The organism is Streptomyces sp. NPDC036815, assembly GCF_055609205.1.
Genome location: NZ_JBVJPW010000001.1, coordinates 846,114 through 861,988, shown reverse-complemented (window position 1 = coordinate 861,988; position 15,875 = coordinate 846,114). Strand labels below are relative to the sequence as shown.

Sequence of the window (15,875 nt, the reverse complement as noted above, 5' to 3'; positions counted from 1 at the left end):
GGGAATTCAGCGAGTCATCCGCTCCCGGGGCGCGCGACGGGCGTAAGCTCGAAGGGCCAGGCCGCTCGGAGGCACGCTGCTTCGGGTTGTCCTGCCGACACCTGGCCCAGACCCGCCCGGGCGGCATCGGTGAACGCCCACAGATCGGGTCACCTTATGCGTTCATACAGGGCATGGAGCCCCCCGTCCGCAGCGAGCCAGCCGTGACGGTTTCCCCGGCCGAAGCCGTCGTCCTCGCAGCTCGCCACCTGTACGAACCGGCCCCGGCCCGCAGCCTCGTCGCGGCGTGCCGCACCGCACTCGACCGGTCCTGCTCCGCCGGGCTGACGCTGGCCGTGAACGCCGCACAGGCCCAGCGGGTGTCCCTGGCCACCGCCGGACCGCTGGCCACCCCGGGCGAGTACCTCCAGGTCAGCCTCGGGGAAGGCCCCTGCGTCCAGGCCCTGGGTCAGCACATGCCCGTCCTCGCCGCCGACCTCCATCACACCGACACCATCCGCGAGTGGCCCGTCTACGCCGAGCGTGCCCTCGCCTGCGGCATCCGGTCCGTCTTCGCCTTCCCGGTCCTGCACGGGCCCCCCAGCACCAGCCGGGCCGGGCTCGTCCTGACCGTTTACCGCGACCGGCCCGGCCCGCTCTCCGACGTGCAGCGGGACACCGCCCACATCCATGCCCACGCCGCCGACCTGCTCCTGCTGACCGCGCTGGCCCCTGCCGGGGACGACACCGCCGACGCCTGGTTCCCGCCGTCCGACGCGGTGATCCACCAGGCCATCGGCAGGATCAGCTATCGGCACTCCGTCACCGCCGACCAGGCGCTGGCGCTGCTGCGCGCTCATGCCCACACCCACGACATCAGCCTGACCGACCTCGCCCAGGCCGTCGTGCACGAGGGTCTGACCCTGCCCGATCTGCCTGCCCCGGGCCGCCACTGACCACCCTCCCGCCCCGCGCCCCCGCCCGGGCATGAAAAGACCCTCCCGACCAAAGCCGGGAGGGATGGGCGCCGTCTGGACCCGTAGCTGAGCCGCGCCGACTCGATCCGTACCCGAGCCGCGCTGACTAGATCCGTACCTGAATCGCGCGGGAGAGGCGGTCGTGCAGGCCGCGGCCGTCGCGGTCCCAGATCAGGGCCGGGATGACGAGGCACAGCAGGATGCTGCGGACCAGGACCCAGCCCGCGCCGAGCCGGCCGCCGCCCTCCGCTATGACGCGCAGGCGGAAGAGGGCCTTGCCCGGGGTGCAGCCGACCGTGCCGACGGTCAGCACGCTCACGACGAAGAAGATCCCGAGGGCCCAGTTGCCCATCGCCTGCTGGTCACCGCCGGCGAACAGGCCGTATGCGATGAGCATGCACAGGGCCCAGTCGACGGCGAGGGCGCCGATGCGGCGGCCGGGGCGGGCGATCGCTCCCGGCCCTTCCTCGGGCAGGCCGAGCTGCTGGCCCCGGTACCCGAAGTCGACGCCGGCGTCCTCTGCGGCCGCGCGCGGGCCGGACAGCCACGATCCGATTGCTTGCCTCTTGTCCACCCGTCAAAGGTACTGCGCCCCTTCTCCCGCAGGGGCGGCCGGGGGTGCCGGACGGCCCGGAACGGAGCTCAGGACCACCACGGTGAGCCCCGTCGCGCGGCCGCGTCGGTTAACTTCGGTGAAACAAATGGGTCACGCTTGAGAAATGCCCCGTCCCTATGGTCGGGTCCCAGCGTGTGCCACCGCACTGGCCGCACCACGAGCTGCAACCCCGTCCAGCCCCGGGCGGGAGTAGGAGGAGTTGGATGTTGTTCCAGAACGCCGACGACGCGAAGAAGTACATCGCGGACGAGGACGTCAAGTTCATCGACGTCCGCTTCTGCGACCTGCCCGGTGTCATGCAGCACTTCACGATTCCGGCGGCGGCGTTCGACCCGGACGAGGAGCTGGCCTTCGACGGTTCGTCGATCCGCGGTTTCCAGGCCATCCACGAGTCCGACATGGCGCTGCGCGCGGACCTGTCGACGGCCCGGGTCGACCCGTTCCGCCGCGACAAGACTGTCAACATCAACTTCTTCATCCACGACCCGATCACGGGCGAGCAGTACAGCCGTGACCCGCGCAACATCGCGAAGAAGGCCGAGGCCTACCTCGCGTCCACCGGCATCGCGGACACCGCGTACTTCGGTCCCGAGGCGGAGTTCTACGTCTTCGACAACGTCCGCTTCCAGACGTCGGCGAACGAGAGCTTCTACCACATCGACTCCGAGGCCGGCGCCTGGAACACCGGTGCGGTCGAGAACAACCGCGGCTACAAGGTCCGCTACAAAGGCGGCTACTTCCCGGCCCCGCCGGTGGACCACTTCGCGGACCTCCGCGCCGAGATCTCCCTCGAACTGGACAAGAACGGCCTGCAGGTCGAGCGTCAGCACCACGAGGTGGGCACGGCCGGCCAGGCCGAGATCAACTACAAGTTCAACACGCTGCTCGCCGCGGCCGACGACCTGATGCTCTTCAAGTACATCGTGAAGAACGTCGCGTGGCGCAACGAGAAGACCGCGACCTTCATGCCGAAGCCGATCTTCGGCGACAACGGCTCGGGCATGCACGTCCACCAGTCGCTGTGGTCCGGCGGCAACCCGCTCTTCTACGACGAGCAGGGCTACGCGGGCCTCTCGGACGTCGCCCGCTACTACATCGGCGGCATCCTCAAGCACGCCCCGTCGCTGCTCGCCTTCACCAACCCGACGGTCAACTCGTACCACCGCCTGGTCCCCGGCTTCGAGGCCCCGGTCAACATGGTCTACTCCCAGCGCAACCGCTCGGCCGCCATGCGCATCCCGATCACGGGCTCGAACCCGAAGGCCAAGCGCGTCGAGTTCCGCGCGCCGGACCCGTCCTCGAACCCGTACCTGGCGTTCTCGGCGCTTTTGATGGCCGGCCTGGACGGCGTCAAGAACAAGATCGAGCCCCCGGAGCCGATCGACAAGGACCTCTACGAGCTGGCCCCCGAGGAGCACGCGGGCGTCGCCCAGGTCCCGACCTCCCTCCCCGCGGTCCTCGACGCCCTCGAGGCGGACAACGAGTACCTGCAGGCGGGCGGCGTCTTCACGTCCGACCTGATCGAGACGTGGATCGACTACAAGCGCACGAACGAGATCGCCCCGATCCAACTGCGTCCGCACCCGCACGAGTTCGAGCTTTACTTCGACATCTAAGCCGCGGGGTCGGGTGACCTCGACCGGAGGCCGGGAATCGTGAGGTGACCTGCGGAAACGCTGCTCAGCGTTTCTCAGCGCTACCACTCGTTTTCCAGACTGCTGTGCACTGGGTGTGCACCGGTCGGCCAGCCTCCTGACTCGACGTCAGAGTTAGCAGCGAGGGTTGCGTCCTCCAGATCTGGAGGACGCAACCCTCGCTGTCTTGTGAGGTACCGCGACGCAGTCACCACTGGATTAAAGACCCCGCGATCTTGGACTGGATGATCGCGGGGTCTGATCCGCTGTCCGGAAACCCCAACTCAGGAAGGCACTGTGGGACGGCTCGGTCCATGGTGTAGCGAGGTGTGGGGCTACGTCCGCTCACGCATCGCCCACGCAATGCCGAACCAGCACACTCGGTCAGGACCTGACTTGAGCCGCCTCTGTATCTCCTCGATGCGACGCTGCGTCGCCTCCGCCTTCTGCTCTCGCGCCGGCGCTTCCTCTTGTGTTACGACCAGTTCCCCAGCTCCTCAAACTAGGTCGGCGTGCCAAGCGGTGTTGCGGGTCAGGTATCGGTAGCCGACCCACTCCTGTGCCAGGCGCTGACCGACGACGAGGAGGCCGATCGACTTCGCCCGGTGCGCCGCAGGCATCCACCGGACCAGAGCATTGGTTGACGGCCACGTACGCGGAGCGCTGCTTCAGGGTGGCCGTCGGCCACTCCCTGGCGAGCTGGTAGAGATCGGGGTGCCAGTGCGGCATGGGCGGTGCGGGGGTCGCGGGGGTGCGGTGGCGCACAGCCAGATCCTGAGCGGCAGGGACACTTTGTCCCGAGTGCGTTGTTTCATCTGTTCGATCAGGCCCTGCTCTTCAAGTTCATCCAACAGCCTCGCCATAAGCAGGGGTTCGAACTCGCCGTCCGGATTGCGGTTGTTCACCCTTCGGAATGCAGTCCAGATGTCGTCAAGCACGACGCGAGTCCTGCGTTCGCCTTTCCAACCCGCCTCGGTGGCACCGGTTCTCAGGTACCGGATGAACTCACTCTGCCTGTGCTTCACGGGTGCGCCCATCCTCCGTCACTCGCTTGAAGATCCTGGTGGTGGTCACGTTGCCCGTGCCGTCCGACTCAGGCAACGCATCGAGCGTCTCCTGAATCCGGTCGGTCACGGTCAGATACTTGCGTCCCGCCCGGAGATCGGCGTCGTTGCGCAACCTCAGAACAAGTGGGAAGCGTTTCAGCGTGCCGTCGTAGGACAGCCCTGTGGTGTAGATGAGTTGCACGCCCAATGCCTCGGCGACCTTGCATTGAAGGGCGTGCAGATAGTCCGCGTTGGCCCGGCCGATCGGATTGTCGAGGAACAGGACACCGCTCGTCGGCTGGTGGCGACTTGTCCAATAGCAACTCAAGAAGCCGTCCTTCATCCTGCGTGCCGCTTGTCACCCAAATGAGACGGCGAGCGATCTGAAATCACCATCCCTGACAGGAGGTTCCGAGGACCGGGACATAGAATCGAACAGCAGGATCCATGATTCGGCGAAATATTTCCTGCCGTTGCTCGTTGTCCGCGGACTCGGCCAACCACTGGAGCACGTAATCCCGCGACAAGCGCCCGGTCCGCGATGCGCTTGCGACGAGCTGGCCGGCAATCCAGAGCGCCTCAGCCTTAGGTGCATCCTTCGGTTCAGGGCAGTCCAAAGGCAAGACCTGCAGGACAGTCGCCATCTGACGGTCGACTGGATCAGGCACCTCCCATGCCACCGCTCCAGGCTCCATATAGCCGACCCGCAGATCTGGGATGTCCACGAAGGGCAAGCCGTTGGAGTCGATCGCCGAAGTAGCTCGGCGCGGCGGATGGAAGACACGACCCGACAGAACATCAATTTCCGCGACGTAGCGCCTCATCTCTGCTCGACAGGCAAGCTCGCCCCTGACGATGGAGACATCCCCCCTGGCAACCGTCGCTCTAGCTCGTCGCCTCACTTAGGTCACTGCCCGCGGAACGGGCATGTGCACCGAATGTGCACCACCCCCGCCCACTACACCGCATCTGCACAGGTCACAACACCCTTCGAGCTCTACTTCGACCTCTACAAAGTAGAGCTCGAACTCGGCAGGTTGTCGGCCGAAGGCTCCCCGGGTGTCTACCTCCAGCAGGTCCTGCTGGAGGTAGACACCCGTTTTACTTAGGGGCGCTGATCTGCCGATGATCGCGGAGTCAGTTTCCGTCCGGCGTTGCCCACCACGGATCGTATTCACGCACGAGCGGTTGGGTAGCTGGATGGTGGCGCAATCCGTGAGGCCCTGAAACGGAGGCTTCGGGCATGTCGATAAGCCAGTTCAGCACTGCGTCGGACTGCATGTCAGGATCTTCCAGGCCGTCGATCAAGGCACCAGGGCCGCGGCAGTCGTACGGCTGTGGCAGCGTGAACCCAGCTTGGACAGCATCTCGGACAATCTCTTCGCAGATCGCGCGCCACCGCCCTTGTCCCCACCAATGACGCGTGTAGCTTGTCGAGCCCCCGATCGTCATCAGCCTCAAAGTGGTATCCGGGCCAAGAAGCTCGCTGTCGAGTCGTTGCCACTTCCGGATCTGCTCACGCACCGTCGACTGCACCTCAGGCCATCCGTCGCCGAACAGGGAGGAAACAGTACGGCCGTTTGGCAGTTCCCAGTCAGTATCAGTCAGTGACTGCTCGACCCCCTCCCAGTCGATTCCTTCGTACCGACAGACGTGAGGCAGCACCGCGCGAGTCACCGCGATGTTCACTCGAGCCATCATTACGTCCGAGGGAAGATGGTGATTCTCCACAGCAGTTTCATTGCGCCAGCACCAGGCCGCGATACCCAAAGCCGCCGCATCGGGGACCGGATCCGGGAGCACGTCGCAGCCTGCCATACCGACAACCCAGCGCAGATAGGTGCTGAGATCGGGGTGCTGTAGAGCTTCCTTGACAATGTCGGCAACGGGGATCTTCCGGTACGAAGCTGCCGGGCTGAAGAGAGACCGGAGCGACTCAGCTTCGAACGCCTCCGCGGTCTCCGGATCAGCCCCTTCCACCACACGGACGCGGGTTGCATCGAGTAATCCCAGCGCGCCGGCTCGATGTTGGAGTGCCGTAACGGCCTCGTCGCCTTCGCGGGAGATCGCGATTTCGACCTCTTCATCGAGTGCGGCAAAAGACTCCGGGAAGTCGCCGCATACGTCTTCGTAGGGAAGAAGCCGGAGCCGGCCTTCATGTGGGTAGTACTCGACGTCTAGCCCGGCGCCGGTACGCCACAGCGTGCCGAAGAGCATCGGGCCGGTTTCGGCGTCCCAGTCCGAATCGTATTCGTCCGGGACCTCCCAGCCAGCCCAGTCGAGCGAGCTGAGCACTTCGATGAGCCGGTCTACGTACTCGCTCCACTGTTCAGTACTCGGGCGAACCGCTTGCTTCTCAGGTGCTGCTTCCGCCTGGCTGCCCAACTGGCTTATGAGAGCTGCCGTACGCCTTGCGAAGAGCGATTCGGCGGACTCGCCTTCCTCTGGGGTGACACCGGTGACGCTGTTGAGAAAGGCAGTATCGTCTGCCAATTCCTGCTTGCGGCAGCGTGCGCACAAGTATCTGTATGGCTTGCCCCACTTGGCGGAGTAGCGCGTCAATGAGCGAGGCTGTCGGCAGTCACGACACGGCCCATAACCCTTCTTGGGCCACCACAGCCACCAGTCGCCGTCGTAGTCGCCGGGCGAGGGTACTATCCCGCGGGCCAGTAGCGCTTCGGCCAGTATCTCCAGGTAGCCGCCGTGCCGGTACGGCATCCTTGCGTGCAGGTGGTCATGCGCCCCCAGTAGTTCGTCGTCCGTGACCGCCCCCACTTCCTGTAAGCGACGCCGCACGGATACTGCTGCGGCGAGTGCTTGGACGGCGGGATCATCCCGCCGAAGTGACTGTCTACTGCTCTCGACGACGGCCATCGCCTTGTCGACATCGGCTTCAGTGATTCCAGTGCTCCCCATGTTCCAGAGCTTACGAGCGACCTCTGACACCTTCCGTGGAATGAGGAAGCTGTCGTGGGGGTCTGCCTCGCCGTCGCGGGCAAGCACTCTCACAGCATTGACATACGGCGGGTAACGCGTCGACGGCACGGCATCCGCACAAGCGCGTCCTGAGTCCAATCGCTCGGATCACAACCCTGCCCCGTTGCGTGCAGAGCATGGACTGTGATGCCCCCTGGCCAGCAGCTGCGGGCTGGAGCGCGACTCAACAGGCAGCACCCACTTCTGCGTCGATCTCCTGACAGGCGGCCCGCTGCCGGATGAGGCCCTCCAGCCTGCAGCCCCCAGCTGGTGCATGGTGTGCTGTTGTGCACCAGACCCATTCGAGCCAAGCGTTCAAGCCAAGGCTTTTCTGCAACTCAACGCGCAGCTGGATAGATGTCGTGTACGCTCCGCCCAAATACCGGTCCGCGGAGGCCCGGTCGCCAGCAGAAGTATGTGAGCCCGGTACTCACGGAAGCTGAGCAGGGTGTGGAGCACCTACTCCGCGACGCGATAGACGGCCTACGGTTTCACTAGGTATGTGGCCCCTGATGCGCTGACCGGGCAGCGGTGAGGTGAAGCATGCCCGAAAGCCAACGAAACTTGGCGGCCCGCACTCGTTCGCTGTACACCGGCGAGAAGTTCGCTGCAGCCAAAGCAGGCATCGCCCGCGACCACTCCATGGGACTGGACGTCTGTGTCCCAGGACAAAGAGAGCTACGTGCGCTGCTCGCGCTCGGTTTGCTGAACCGCGGGTACGACTACAGCACTCCCGCGGGATGGCACATGTCTGCCCTCTCCGCATACACCATCACGGCGTCCCCACGATTCAACCGCTTGGTACTCATCACTGACGTTCCGCACAACGTGGTCGACTACCTGCTCCCAGAACCTGACAGGACAGATGGTTTGCCGGGGCTGCGAGTTGAGGAGCATCGCGGATACGGCACCTACGTCATGCGGCACCTGCCCACGGACGCGCAGTTCGTGGTCACGAATAACCAGTCGGGGAAGCCTGCCGGCGCCCGAAGCGAATCCTACGTCGACTTCCTCTCCCTGGACGCTCCGCTCGCTCCCTACGAACGCGAGCAGCTGGCCAGCGTTCCTCTGATGACGGCGCATGCACAGTGTCTGCTGGCTGGCGTCTTCTGCCGCATCTCAGCACGGGACCCTCACCGCAGGTGGGCAATCGGCAACTGGTTCTACGACCCCCTGCGGCGCCGAGGATGGATCGACAGGGATCGAAGTTTCGGCGAAAACCGGAAGCTCCATGGGGCCGGTGACAGCTGGGAACTGGAATGGGACTCATACCCCTATCCGGACGACCTGGCGGCGTCGATGACAGACCCTGTCATCGGCATTCCCGGAAGCAAGACCGTGTCGACTCCCGACCATCTCACCATCACGCTCGGAAACGCTTCGCTCCGCCTTCTCTCGCGACGCGCCTGATCGACCGCATGCCACCGATCTCTCTGCGCCGCCGACAGGAAGCACTCACGCCGTGATCGAGATCCTTGAAGCCGTGGACACCGGCCTGCCCTGGTGGGCAGCCTGCCTGGTCGTCGCGTTCACGAGCCTCATCTACTTCTGCCTCCGGGCCCTTCGGCTACTCATTCCAGATAAGTCCAGTGATCGACTGGAATGGTGGATTGTCATCCTGGAGCACCGCCGCCGCACCACCCGGGCAGACGCACGGAAGCTGCGCACCACCAGGAAGCCTCACCAACCGCCACTCCGAAACCGCAGGGGGCGCAGCGACTCCGCCTGACTCCATCACGTGCACCCGTTGTGCACCGGCGCGTCCGACCGGGAGGTAGCTAACCAGGTCAGAGCGTTCGTCTAGCTGTACTTCGACATCTAAGAACGCCGCAGGTCAGAGCGGGTTTCTGCTCGCCTGGGCCGCCTCTGGGCCGTCGGCTTCTATGTGGACGTCCTAGGTTCCTTGATCGCCTTTCTCGAATCTTCCGATCGCCCCTGACGAGGAGTCGGCGAGCATGAGGGCTTGCAACCCTTGATGATCAAAGCAATCGAGAGCCTTGACGCCCCCGCCCGGCGTACAACAGCACCGACGCGTAGTAGTGCCGCAGTGTCAGGTAGGCGGCGAGTCTGCGGATCGACCAGCAGGTGAAGGGCCGGCCCTGGTTTGACCGGGCGGCTGCCCCGGCGCACGATCTGCTGCAGACGTTGTCCCTCCTGGTCGGTCAGTCTGCGTACTCGCACCGGTTCCGCCATCGCTTCGCCCCTGCAGGACGGACCAGTCACGCCCGAACCCGGCGCGCGACTCGCCCAGCATCTCCTGCCATGAGCGATTCGGAGCCCGTTCTCAACTGGCTGCAGAACTGGTACGCGCAGCAGTGCGACGGCGACTGGGAGCACGAGTGGGGCGTGAAGATTGCCACGCTCGACAATCCCGGCTGGACCATCGAGATCGATTTGGAGCAGACGGACCTGGAAGGACGCGACTACAGCCTCCAGGAGGTCAACCGCGGCACGCAGGACTGGGTCCGCACCTGGAGACCTTCCACGCCGCGTGCGGTCCCGGAAACCTCACCGAGGCCCTCACCCTGTTCCGAACCTGGGCAACAACAACCGCCTCCTGAGCGGGTGCAGGGCCGGAGACACCCAAACCGGTGAACGCATGCGGTCAGAGCACTAGGCGGGTGCATCCTCCACGTACCGGACGCGTCCATCACTGCCCGCGGGGTGTTCCGACAGTGGCACGATCCCGAGGACGAAGCGGCAGACCGGGCGCATGTACACGACGCGGCCACCCGCGGCCCCTGCCTGTTCCAGGCCGAAGGCCGTCGGCTCGTCGGTGTCCTCGCCGCACTCGCGGCAGTCCCTTCTCATGACGAGCACGCAGGCGCACACGCCCACAGCTCCGCGGACTGCTTCCTGCCCAGCCTGTCGCGATAGGTGACCTGGCCCAGCAGGCGGTCCCGGAACAGGCGGGCGCCGCACAACGCGCACGCCTGTTCCGTCAGCTGGAGATTACTCAGCGTCTGGGGGTCCGGCGGCACGTGCGCGTCCGTGATCATGGCGTCCTCCTCTCGGTCGCCGGGCTGACCTCCGCCACACCGGCGCGTAGGATTTCGTCCTCCCGGGCGGGCCGCACGAACTCCGGGTTGACATCCCACTCGCGTCCGCCCGCCGGGGGGCCGCAGCTGGACGTACAGCCCTTCGTTCCCCATGACCCGCCCCAGGAGCTGCCGTGCGGTGTCGACGACCAGGTACCCGATGGCGGGTTTCCCCGTGCTCTCGGGCGCCGTTCCGTCCGGGGCTGCCGTGTGGTTATCGTTCACGGCGTCGGCTCCTTACCAGTCGGCCATTCCCCGGGCCGTTCCGCGCGGTCGCCGGGGTCTTCGTTCCATCGAACTCCCGGTGCCGACCCTGCAAAGGAGCCTGACGAGGGGCCAGGAGGGGGCCAGAATGTGAGCGAGAGGGGGCCAGCATGAGCAGCGAGCGGAAGCGGTGGTTCGGCGCGTACCTCGCACGGCTGAGACGGCGCACCGGCCGATCGCAGCGGCAGCTCGCGGCAGACCTCTGCGCCCTCTCCGGCGTCCAGTCGGTCACCCGCAACGAGGTCTCCCGATGGGAGCGCGGCGAGCGCCTGCCCGAGGCGTGGCTACCGTTCCTCGCTCAGGCCCTCGGCACACCCTTCGAAGACCTCGAAGGCGCCGCCGCGTACGCCCGCGGTGACACCCTGGCGTCTCCTCCCGGACCCGCAGCGACGCTCGCGGAACTCCTGCCCTCGTGCGACCCCTTAGCGCCTCTCGCAGCACGCACCGGGCGCCGCATCGGCATGACGGACGTACAGAGCCTCGCGGGCCGCGTGCACGGCCTGCGGCTCGCCGACGATGTTCTGTCCGGGGGCGATCTAGCAGAGCCCGCGGTGCGCGAACTGCGGTCCGCCGTACGGCTTCACCGCGAAGCTTCTTACGACGACGACACCGGGCGCCGCCTACTCGTCCAGATCGGCGAGCTCGCTCAGATCGCCGGGTGGGTCCTGAGCGACGCCGGACGCCACGAAGACGCCCAGCATGCGTACGAACTCGGGATCACGGCCGCGCGTCAGTCGGGTGATCTCACCCTGGTCGGCCATGTCGCCGGGTCGCTCGCGTACCAGCACGCCAACACGGGCCGCGAGCGCGAGGGGCTCGGCCTGGCTCGCGCAGCCCTGGAAGAGGCCGGCCCTGGCGCCCCCCCGAAGACGCGAGCGCTCTTCTTCGACCGCGTCGCGTGGGCTCACGCCAAGGCAGGCGAGGCGCAACAGGCGATGCGAGCCCTCGGGGAAGCACATGACGCCCTGTCAGGTGGCGACGGCTGCGAGGCGCCCCTGTGGAGCTACTGGGTCTCCCGGGAAGAGCTTGAGGCCATGGACGCCCGCGCACTCACCGAGCTGCGCCGACCGCTGCGGGCGGTACCCCTGCTCACGTCCGTGCTCGCTCGGTACGACGCGACGCACGTGCGAGAGGTGGCGTTGTACCGGAGCTGGCTTGCGATAGCTCTCGCCGACGGTGGGGAACCTGAAGCGGCAGCCACGCAGGCGCGGGCCGTCATCGAGGTGTCCGGCGACCTTGCGAGCGACCGCACGGCAGAGCGCGCGCGGGTCGTCCTCCGACGACTCCAGGACTTCGAAGACGTACCCGAGGTGTGGGCCGTGCTCGACGATCACGGGCGCCTGCTGCTTGCATAGATCACACCCAGCGTGTGCACACGGTGCCTGAAAAGCCGCGCTCGAAGCCATCGGCGCGATGGAGGCCGTGAACGACAAGACCGTCGGCAGGGACGTAAGTGGGAGCCATGCCGGGACCGTGACCTTGTGTCACGTCGGGTCGGCTCACCGTGCATTCACATCATGTCGATCCTGTGCATCTTTGTCGTCGGCGCCATGGAAGACGGACGAGGCCGCCCATCTCGCTGAGGGGTGTCTGCGACCGTCTTGACGGCATGGAGTGATCATCTCTGAACGTCCGAAAGCAGGTACGGCCCCATGGGCATCTTCAGCCGTCGCCAGAACGCCAGCGCCGGGCCGACGTCCGGTGGTGGGCTCGGGACGCTCGACCGGCAGGCCGGGGGCGGTGATGCCGGGCTCGATCCGGCGCTGCGCGCGCTCGGCGGGCAGTGGACCATCGACCGTCCGCACAGCCGCATCGGGTTCTCCGTGCGGCACGCCATGGTCACGACCGTCCGGGGTGCGTTCACCGATTACGACAGCACGCTGTACTTCGACGGTGACCGGCCCTCGGAGTCGCGGGCCGAGCTCGTCATCCGGATCGGCAGCGTCGACACCGGCGTCGAGCAGCGCGACGCGCATCTCGTCGGTACCGACTTCTTCGACGCGCGCCGCTATCCGGAGATGACCTTTCGCAGTACCGCCACCGTGCACGAGGGCGGGGAGAGTTTCCGGATGGCGGGGGATCTGACCATCCGCGACGTCACTCGGCCCGTGGAGCTGCAACTCGACTATCTGGGCTCGGTCGTGGACCCCTTCGGTTTCGAGCGCGTCGGCTTCGACGGCACCACCACCATCGACCGCACCGAGTGGGGGCTCGTCTACAACCAGCGCCTCGCGGCGGGCGGCACGATGGTCAGCGAGAAGGTTCGGTTGCAGTTCGACATATCCGCGATCCGGGCCACGGACGCGGCCTCCCGGTAGCCGGAGCGCTCAGGCGGCCGGGACCGGGACCGGGCGGAAGTGCGTGGTCAGGCGGCCCGTGCTGTCCAGGACGTGGAAGGCGACGGCCGGGGGCAGGTCGCGGTGGACGTGGTGGGACGGGGACGCCTGGGGTTCCCAGGGGAGGCGGAGCGTGGAGACGACGCCGGGGGCCACCAGCAGGGGGCGGCCCGCGAACGTCGTCGCCGCGGGCGTGTGGGCGTGGCCCGCCAGAAACGCCGCGACGTTCGGGTGCCGTGCCGTCAGGTCGGCCAGGCGGTCCTCGTCGAACTGGCGGATGCCGTCCACGTACGGCGTGTGCAGCGGGACCGGTGGGTGGTGGAAGGCGATCAGGACCGGGCGCGTGGGCGGGGTGCCGGCGAGCAGGGCGGACAGCCAGGCCAGCGTCTCGTCCGCCAGCCTGCCGTGGTCCTCGCCGGGGACCGACGTGTCGCACAGGGCCAGGACGAAGCGGTCCGTGGTGAGGGAGTGGTTGACCGGCTCCGTGCTCGGGGCCTCGCCCAGCAGGTGCGCGCGGAACGCGGCGCGCTCGTCGTGGTTGCCGGGGCAGGTCAGCAGCGGGTGCCGGGACGTGAGGAGCGTGCGGGCGGCCTCGTACTCGGACGGGGTCGCGTGGTCGGCGATGTCGCCGGTGACGATGACGGCGTCCAGGTCGTACGGGAGGTCGTTCAGGTAGTCCATGACGGCCCGGGTGCGGGCGGCGCTGCGTCCGCCGTCGTCCGCGCCGGTGTCGATGTGGACGTCGCTCACCTGGGCGATCACAGCACTCACAGCGCTCACATCACTTGGCCTTGCTGATGGTGCGGGCATCCCTGTGGTTCCTCGTTCCTCGCGGTCCTCGCGGTCCTTGCGGTCCTCGCGGGGCCTCCGTAGACCCCTTCCCGCGAACCTAAGCGGCCGACAGGCCCTCGTTAAGGGCCATTTCCATGCGTCTGGCCTGGTCCACAGGCCCTCAGCCCCGCAGGAACCGCACCGAAGGACGGCCGCCCGGTGGGCCGCCGTCCTCCTCCCCCGGCGTCACCACCGCCCGCACCCCGTAGACCTCGGCGATCAGCTCCTCGGTGATCACCTCGGCCGGGGTCCCCGCCGCGTACGCCGTGCCCTCCCGCAGGACGAGCAGGTGGTCGCAGAACATCGCCGCCAGGTTGAGGTCGTGCAGCGCGATCACGCTGGTCACCGGGAGCTCCGCCACCAGGGAAAGGAGGTCCAACTGGTGCTGGATGTCCAGGTGGTTGGTCGGCTCGTCGAGGAGGAGTTCGCGGGGTTCCTGGGCGAGCGCGCGGGCGATCTGGACGCGCTGGCGCTCGCCTCCGGAGAGGGTGTGCCAGGCCTGGGCGGCGCGTGCGGTGAGTCCGGTGCGCGCCAGCGCGTCGCGTACCGCCCGCTCGTCGTGGGACGTGGGGGCCGACCAGGCCCGACGGTGCGGGATACGACCGAGTCGTACGACGTCCCGTACGGTCAACTCGACCTGCGTCGAAGCGTGTTGCTCGACCACGGCGATCCGGCGCGCCACCGCCCGGCGGCCCGTGTCGGTCAGCGAGCGGCCGTCCAGGGTGACGACCCCCGCGGCCGGGGCGAGGACGCCCGCGAGGATGCGCAGGAGCGTGGACTTGCCGGATCCGTTGGGGCCGAGGAGTCCGACGGTGGCTCCGGTGGGCGGGGCGAGGCTGACCCCGTCGACAACGAGGCGGCCGCCCGCCTCCCGGCTGACGCGGTCGGCGCGCAGCCCCGCCGCGTCCGCGGGGAGCAGGTCGTGGGTCATGACACCGTCCTCGTACGTCATGACACCGTCCTCGTACGTCATGACGCCCTCCCGTACGTCACGGCACCCTCCCCGTACGTCATGACACCCTCCGCGTCCGGTAGAGGACCGCCACGAACGCCGGTACGCCGATGAGCGACGTCACCACGCCGACCGGGACCTCCTGCGGGTCCAGGGCCGTGCGGGCCAGCGTGTCCACCCAGACCAGGAAGACCGCCCCGGCCAGCGCCGTGACCGGGAGCAGCCGGGCGTGCCCGGAGCCGACGAACGCTCGGGCCGCGTGCGGCAGGACCAGGCCGACGAAGCCGATGGCGCCCGCCGAGCTGACCAGGGCCGCGGTCAGCAGTGCCGTCGTGCAGAGCAGGACGAGCCGGGTGCGGGCCACCCGGACGCCCAGGGTCGCGGCCGCCTCCTGGCCGAACGCGAACGCGTCGAGCGTACGGGCGTGGGTGAGGCAGACGAGCAGGGTCACCGCGAGCACTCCGGCGCACAGCCACACGTCCGTCCAGCCGATCCCGCTGAGCGAGCCGAGGAGCCAGAACAGCACGCCACGCGTGGTCTCGGCGTCGCCCGCGGTGAGCACCACGAACGAGGTCAGCGCGGAGAAGAGCTGCATGGCCGCGACGCCGGACAGGACGACCCGGTCCGTGGTGCCGCCCAGCGTGTGGCTCAGGAGCAGCACCAGGGCGAAGGAGCAGACCGCCCCGGCGAAGGCGCCCGCCGAGACCGACACCGCTCCCCCGCCGACCCCGAGGACGACGACCGCGACCGCGCCCGTGGACGCCCCGGACGACACCCCGAGCACGAAGGGGTCCGCGAGGGGGTTGCGGAGCAGGGACTGCATGACCGCCCCGCAGACCGCGAGGCCCGCGCCGCACACCGCGGCGAGCAGGGTGCGGGGCATCCGCAGGTTCCAGACGATGCCGTCCCTGATCGGGGTGAGCGGGGTCTCGCCCCAGCCGAGGTGGGCGGCGACGGTCGACCACACGTCGGGCACGGAGATGTCCGCGGGGCCGATGGTGACGGCCACGGACACGGAGAGGAGGAGCGCGACGACGCCCAGCGACCAGAGCAGGCCCAGGCGCAGCCCTGTCCGCAGGCCGTGCGGCGGGGCGGGCGGGTGTACGGCACCGGGTGCCACGTCCCGCATGCCCCGTGCCACGTCCCGCGTGCCGGGCGCCACCTCCTCCGTGCCCCGTGCCCCGTCCTGCGCCCCGTCCTGCGTGCCCCGTGCCCCGTCCCGCGTG

Annotated in this window: 16 protein-coding genes; 6 read left to right on the top strand and 10 right to left on the bottom strand. The window is 67.7% G+C overall.

What is annotated here, in order from left to right; all coding sequences use genetic code 11:
• Positions 1 to 203 precede the first annotated feature (203 nt).
• Positions 204 to 935 (top strand): ANTAR domain-containing protein, encoded by a 732-nt coding sequence (locus tag ACZ69I_RS03800; RefSeq protein ID WP_467668389.1) that lies wholly within the window; start codon positions 204 to 206, stop codon positions 933 to 935.
• Positions 936 to 1,062: 127 nt separating this feature from the next.
• On the opposite strand, the gene ACZ69I_RS03795 is transcribed toward ACZ69I_RS03800, so the two are convergent.
• A complete protein-coding gene (locus ACZ69I_RS03795) occupies positions 1,063 to 1,530 on the bottom strand; it encodes an RDD family protein (protein ID WP_467668391.1) in 468 nt (155 codons plus the stop codon).
• Positions 1,531 to 1,778: 248 nt separating this feature from the next.
• On the opposite strand from ACZ69I_RS03795, the gene glnA reads away from it, so the two are divergent.
• On the top strand, positions 1,779 to 3,188 hold the full coding sequence (gene glnA / locus ACZ69I_RS03790; protein ID WP_467670741.1) for a type I glutamate--ammonia ligase: 1,410 nt from the start codon (positions 1,779 to 1,781) through the stop codon (positions 3,186 to 3,188).
• A 515-nt stretch (positions 3,189 to 3,703) separates the two neighbouring features.
• On the opposite strand, the gene ACZ69I_RS03785 is transcribed toward glnA, so the two are convergent.
• The 4 genes from ACZ69I_RS03785 to ACZ69I_RS03770 form a co-directional block, all read right to left on the bottom strand.
• Positions 3,704 to 3,826, bottom strand: a complete 123-nt coding sequence (locus ACZ69I_RS03785; RefSeq protein WP_470830384.1) for a hypothetical protein — start codon at positions 3,824 to 3,826, stop codon at positions 3,704 to 3,706.
• 385 nt (positions 3,827 to 4,211) lie between these two features.
• Positions 4,212 to 4,595 (bottom strand): hypothetical protein, encoded by a 384-nt coding sequence (locus ACZ69I_RS03780; protein ID WP_470830383.1) that lies wholly within the window; start codon positions 4,593 to 4,595, stop codon positions 4,212 to 4,214.
• 46 nt (positions 4,596 to 4,641) lie between these two features.
• On the bottom strand, positions 4,642 to 5,076 hold the full coding sequence (locus ACZ69I_RS03775) for a hypothetical protein (protein WP_470830382.1): 435 nt from the start codon (positions 5,074 to 5,076) through the stop codon (positions 4,642 to 4,644).
• Between the two features lie 313 nt (positions 5,077 to 5,389).
• Positions 5,390 to 7,255, bottom strand: coding sequence for a hypothetical protein (locus tag ACZ69I_RS03770; RefSeq protein ID WP_470830381.1), 1,866 nt, complete (start codon positions 7,253 to 7,255; stop codon positions 5,390 to 5,392).
• Between the two features lie 516 nt (positions 7,256 to 7,771).
• On the opposite strand from ACZ69I_RS03770, the gene ACZ69I_RS03765 reads away from it, so the two are divergent.
• On the top strand, positions 7,772 to 8,638 hold the full coding sequence (locus tag ACZ69I_RS03765; protein WP_470830380.1) for a hypothetical protein: 867 nt from the start codon (positions 7,772 to 7,774) through the stop codon (positions 8,636 to 8,638).
• 852 nt (positions 8,639 to 9,490) lie between these two features.
• The gene (locus tag ACZ69I_RS03760; protein ID WP_470830379.1) at positions 9,491 to 9,823 is read left to right on the top strand and encodes an Imm53 family immunity protein; all 333 of its coding nucleotides are present in this window, start codon (positions 9,491 to 9,493) and stop codon (positions 9,821 to 9,823) included.
• 18 nt (positions 9,824 to 9,841) lie between these two features.
• Here the strand turns inward: ACZ69I_RS03760 and ACZ69I_RS03755 are convergent, their stop codons facing one another.
• Together ACZ69I_RS03755 and ACZ69I_RS03750 are read right to left on the bottom strand one after the other, a co-directional pair.
• Entirely contained in the window at positions 9,842 to 10,039 is a 198-nt protein-coding gene (locus ACZ69I_RS03755; RefSeq protein ID WP_470830378.1) for a hypothetical protein, read from the bottom strand.
• A complete protein-coding gene (locus tag ACZ69I_RS03750) occupies positions 10,036 to 10,227 on the bottom strand; it encodes a hypothetical protein (RefSeq protein ID WP_470830377.1) in 192 nt (63 codons plus the stop codon). The genes ACZ69I_RS03755 and ACZ69I_RS03750 overlap by 4 nt, the downstream gene beginning before the upstream one ends.
• Positions 10,228 to 10,640: 413 nt before the next feature.
• On the opposite strand from ACZ69I_RS03750, the gene ACZ69I_RS03745 reads away from it, so the two are divergent.
• Positions 10,641 to 11,885, top strand: a complete 1,245-nt coding sequence (locus ACZ69I_RS03745; protein ID WP_470830376.1) for a helix-turn-helix domain-containing protein — start codon at positions 10,641 to 10,643, stop codon at positions 11,883 to 11,885.
• Between the two features lie 297 nt (positions 11,886 to 12,182).
• A complete protein-coding gene (locus ACZ69I_RS03740) occupies positions 12,183 to 12,848 on the top strand; it encodes a YceI family protein (protein WP_470830375.1) in 666 nt (221 codons plus the stop codon).
• 9 nt (positions 12,849 to 12,857) lie between these two features.
• Here ACZ69I_RS03740 and ACZ69I_RS03735 read toward each other — a convergent pair whose 3' ends face one another.
• From ACZ69I_RS03735 to ACZ69I_RS03725, 3 genes are all read right to left on the bottom strand, one after another.
• Positions 12,858 to 13,637, bottom strand: a complete 780-nt coding sequence (locus ACZ69I_RS03735) for a metallophosphoesterase (RefSeq protein ID WP_470830374.1) — start codon at positions 13,635 to 13,637, stop codon at positions 12,858 to 12,860.
• 181 nt (positions 13,638 to 13,818) lie between these two features.
• Entirely contained in the window at positions 13,819 to 14,628 is an 810-nt protein-coding gene (locus tag ACZ69I_RS03730; RefSeq protein ID WP_470830653.1) for an ABC transporter ATP-binding protein, read from the bottom strand.
• A 79-nt stretch (positions 14,629 to 14,707) separates the two neighbouring features.
• Entirely contained in the window at positions 14,708 to 15,778 is a 1,071-nt protein-coding gene (locus ACZ69I_RS03725) for a FecCD family ABC transporter permease (protein WP_470830652.1), read from the bottom strand.
• Positions 15,779 to 15,875: the final 97 nt, after the last annotated feature.

Excerpts from the sequence above, each read along its gene's own strand:
- ACZ69I_RS03780 (WP_470830383.1), bottom strand. The coding sequence starts at position 4,595 with ATGAAGGACGGCTTCTTGAGTTGCTATTGGACAAGTCGCCACCAGCCG.
- ACZ69I_RS03760 (WP_470830379.1), top strand. The coding sequence starts at position 9,491 with ATGAGCGATTCGGAGCCCGTTCTCAACTGGCTGCAGAACTGGTACGCG.
- ACZ69I_RS03765 (WP_470830380.1), top strand. The coding sequence starts at position 7,772 with ATGCCCGAAAGCCAACGAAACTTGGCGGCCCGCACTCGTTCGCTGTAC.
- ACZ69I_RS03775 (WP_470830382.1), bottom strand. The coding sequence starts at position 5,076 with ATGAGGCGCTACGTCGCGGAAATTGATGTTCTGTCGGGTCGTGTCTTC.
- ACZ69I_RS03755 (WP_470830378.1), bottom strand. The coding sequence starts at position 10,039 with ATGAGAAGGGACTGCCGCGAGTGCGGCGAGGACACCGACGAGCCGACG.
- ACZ69I_RS03725 (WP_470830652.1), bottom strand. The coding sequence starts at position 15,778 with ATGCGGGACGTGGCACCCGGTGCCGTACACCCGCCCGCCCCGCCGCAC.
- ACZ69I_RS03750 (WP_470830377.1), bottom strand. The coding sequence starts at position 10,227 with ATGATCACGGACGCGCACGTGCCGCCGGACCCCCAGACGCTGAGTAAT.
- ACZ69I_RS03785 (WP_470830384.1), bottom strand. The coding sequence starts at position 3,826 with ATGCCTGCGGCGCACCGGGCGAAGTCGATCGGCCTCCTCGTCGTCGGT.
- ACZ69I_RS03730 (WP_470830653.1), bottom strand. The coding sequence starts at position 14,628 with ATGACCCACGACCTGCTCCCCGCGGACGCGGCGGGGCTGCGCGCCGAC.
- ACZ69I_RS03745 (WP_470830376.1), top strand. The coding sequence starts at position 10,641 with ATGAGCAGCGAGCGGAAGCGGTGGTTCGGCGCGTACCTCGCACGGCTG.
- ACZ69I_RS03740 (WP_470830375.1), top strand. The coding sequence starts at position 12,183 with ATGGGCATCTTCAGCCGTCGCCAGAACGCCAGCGCCGGGCCGACGTCC.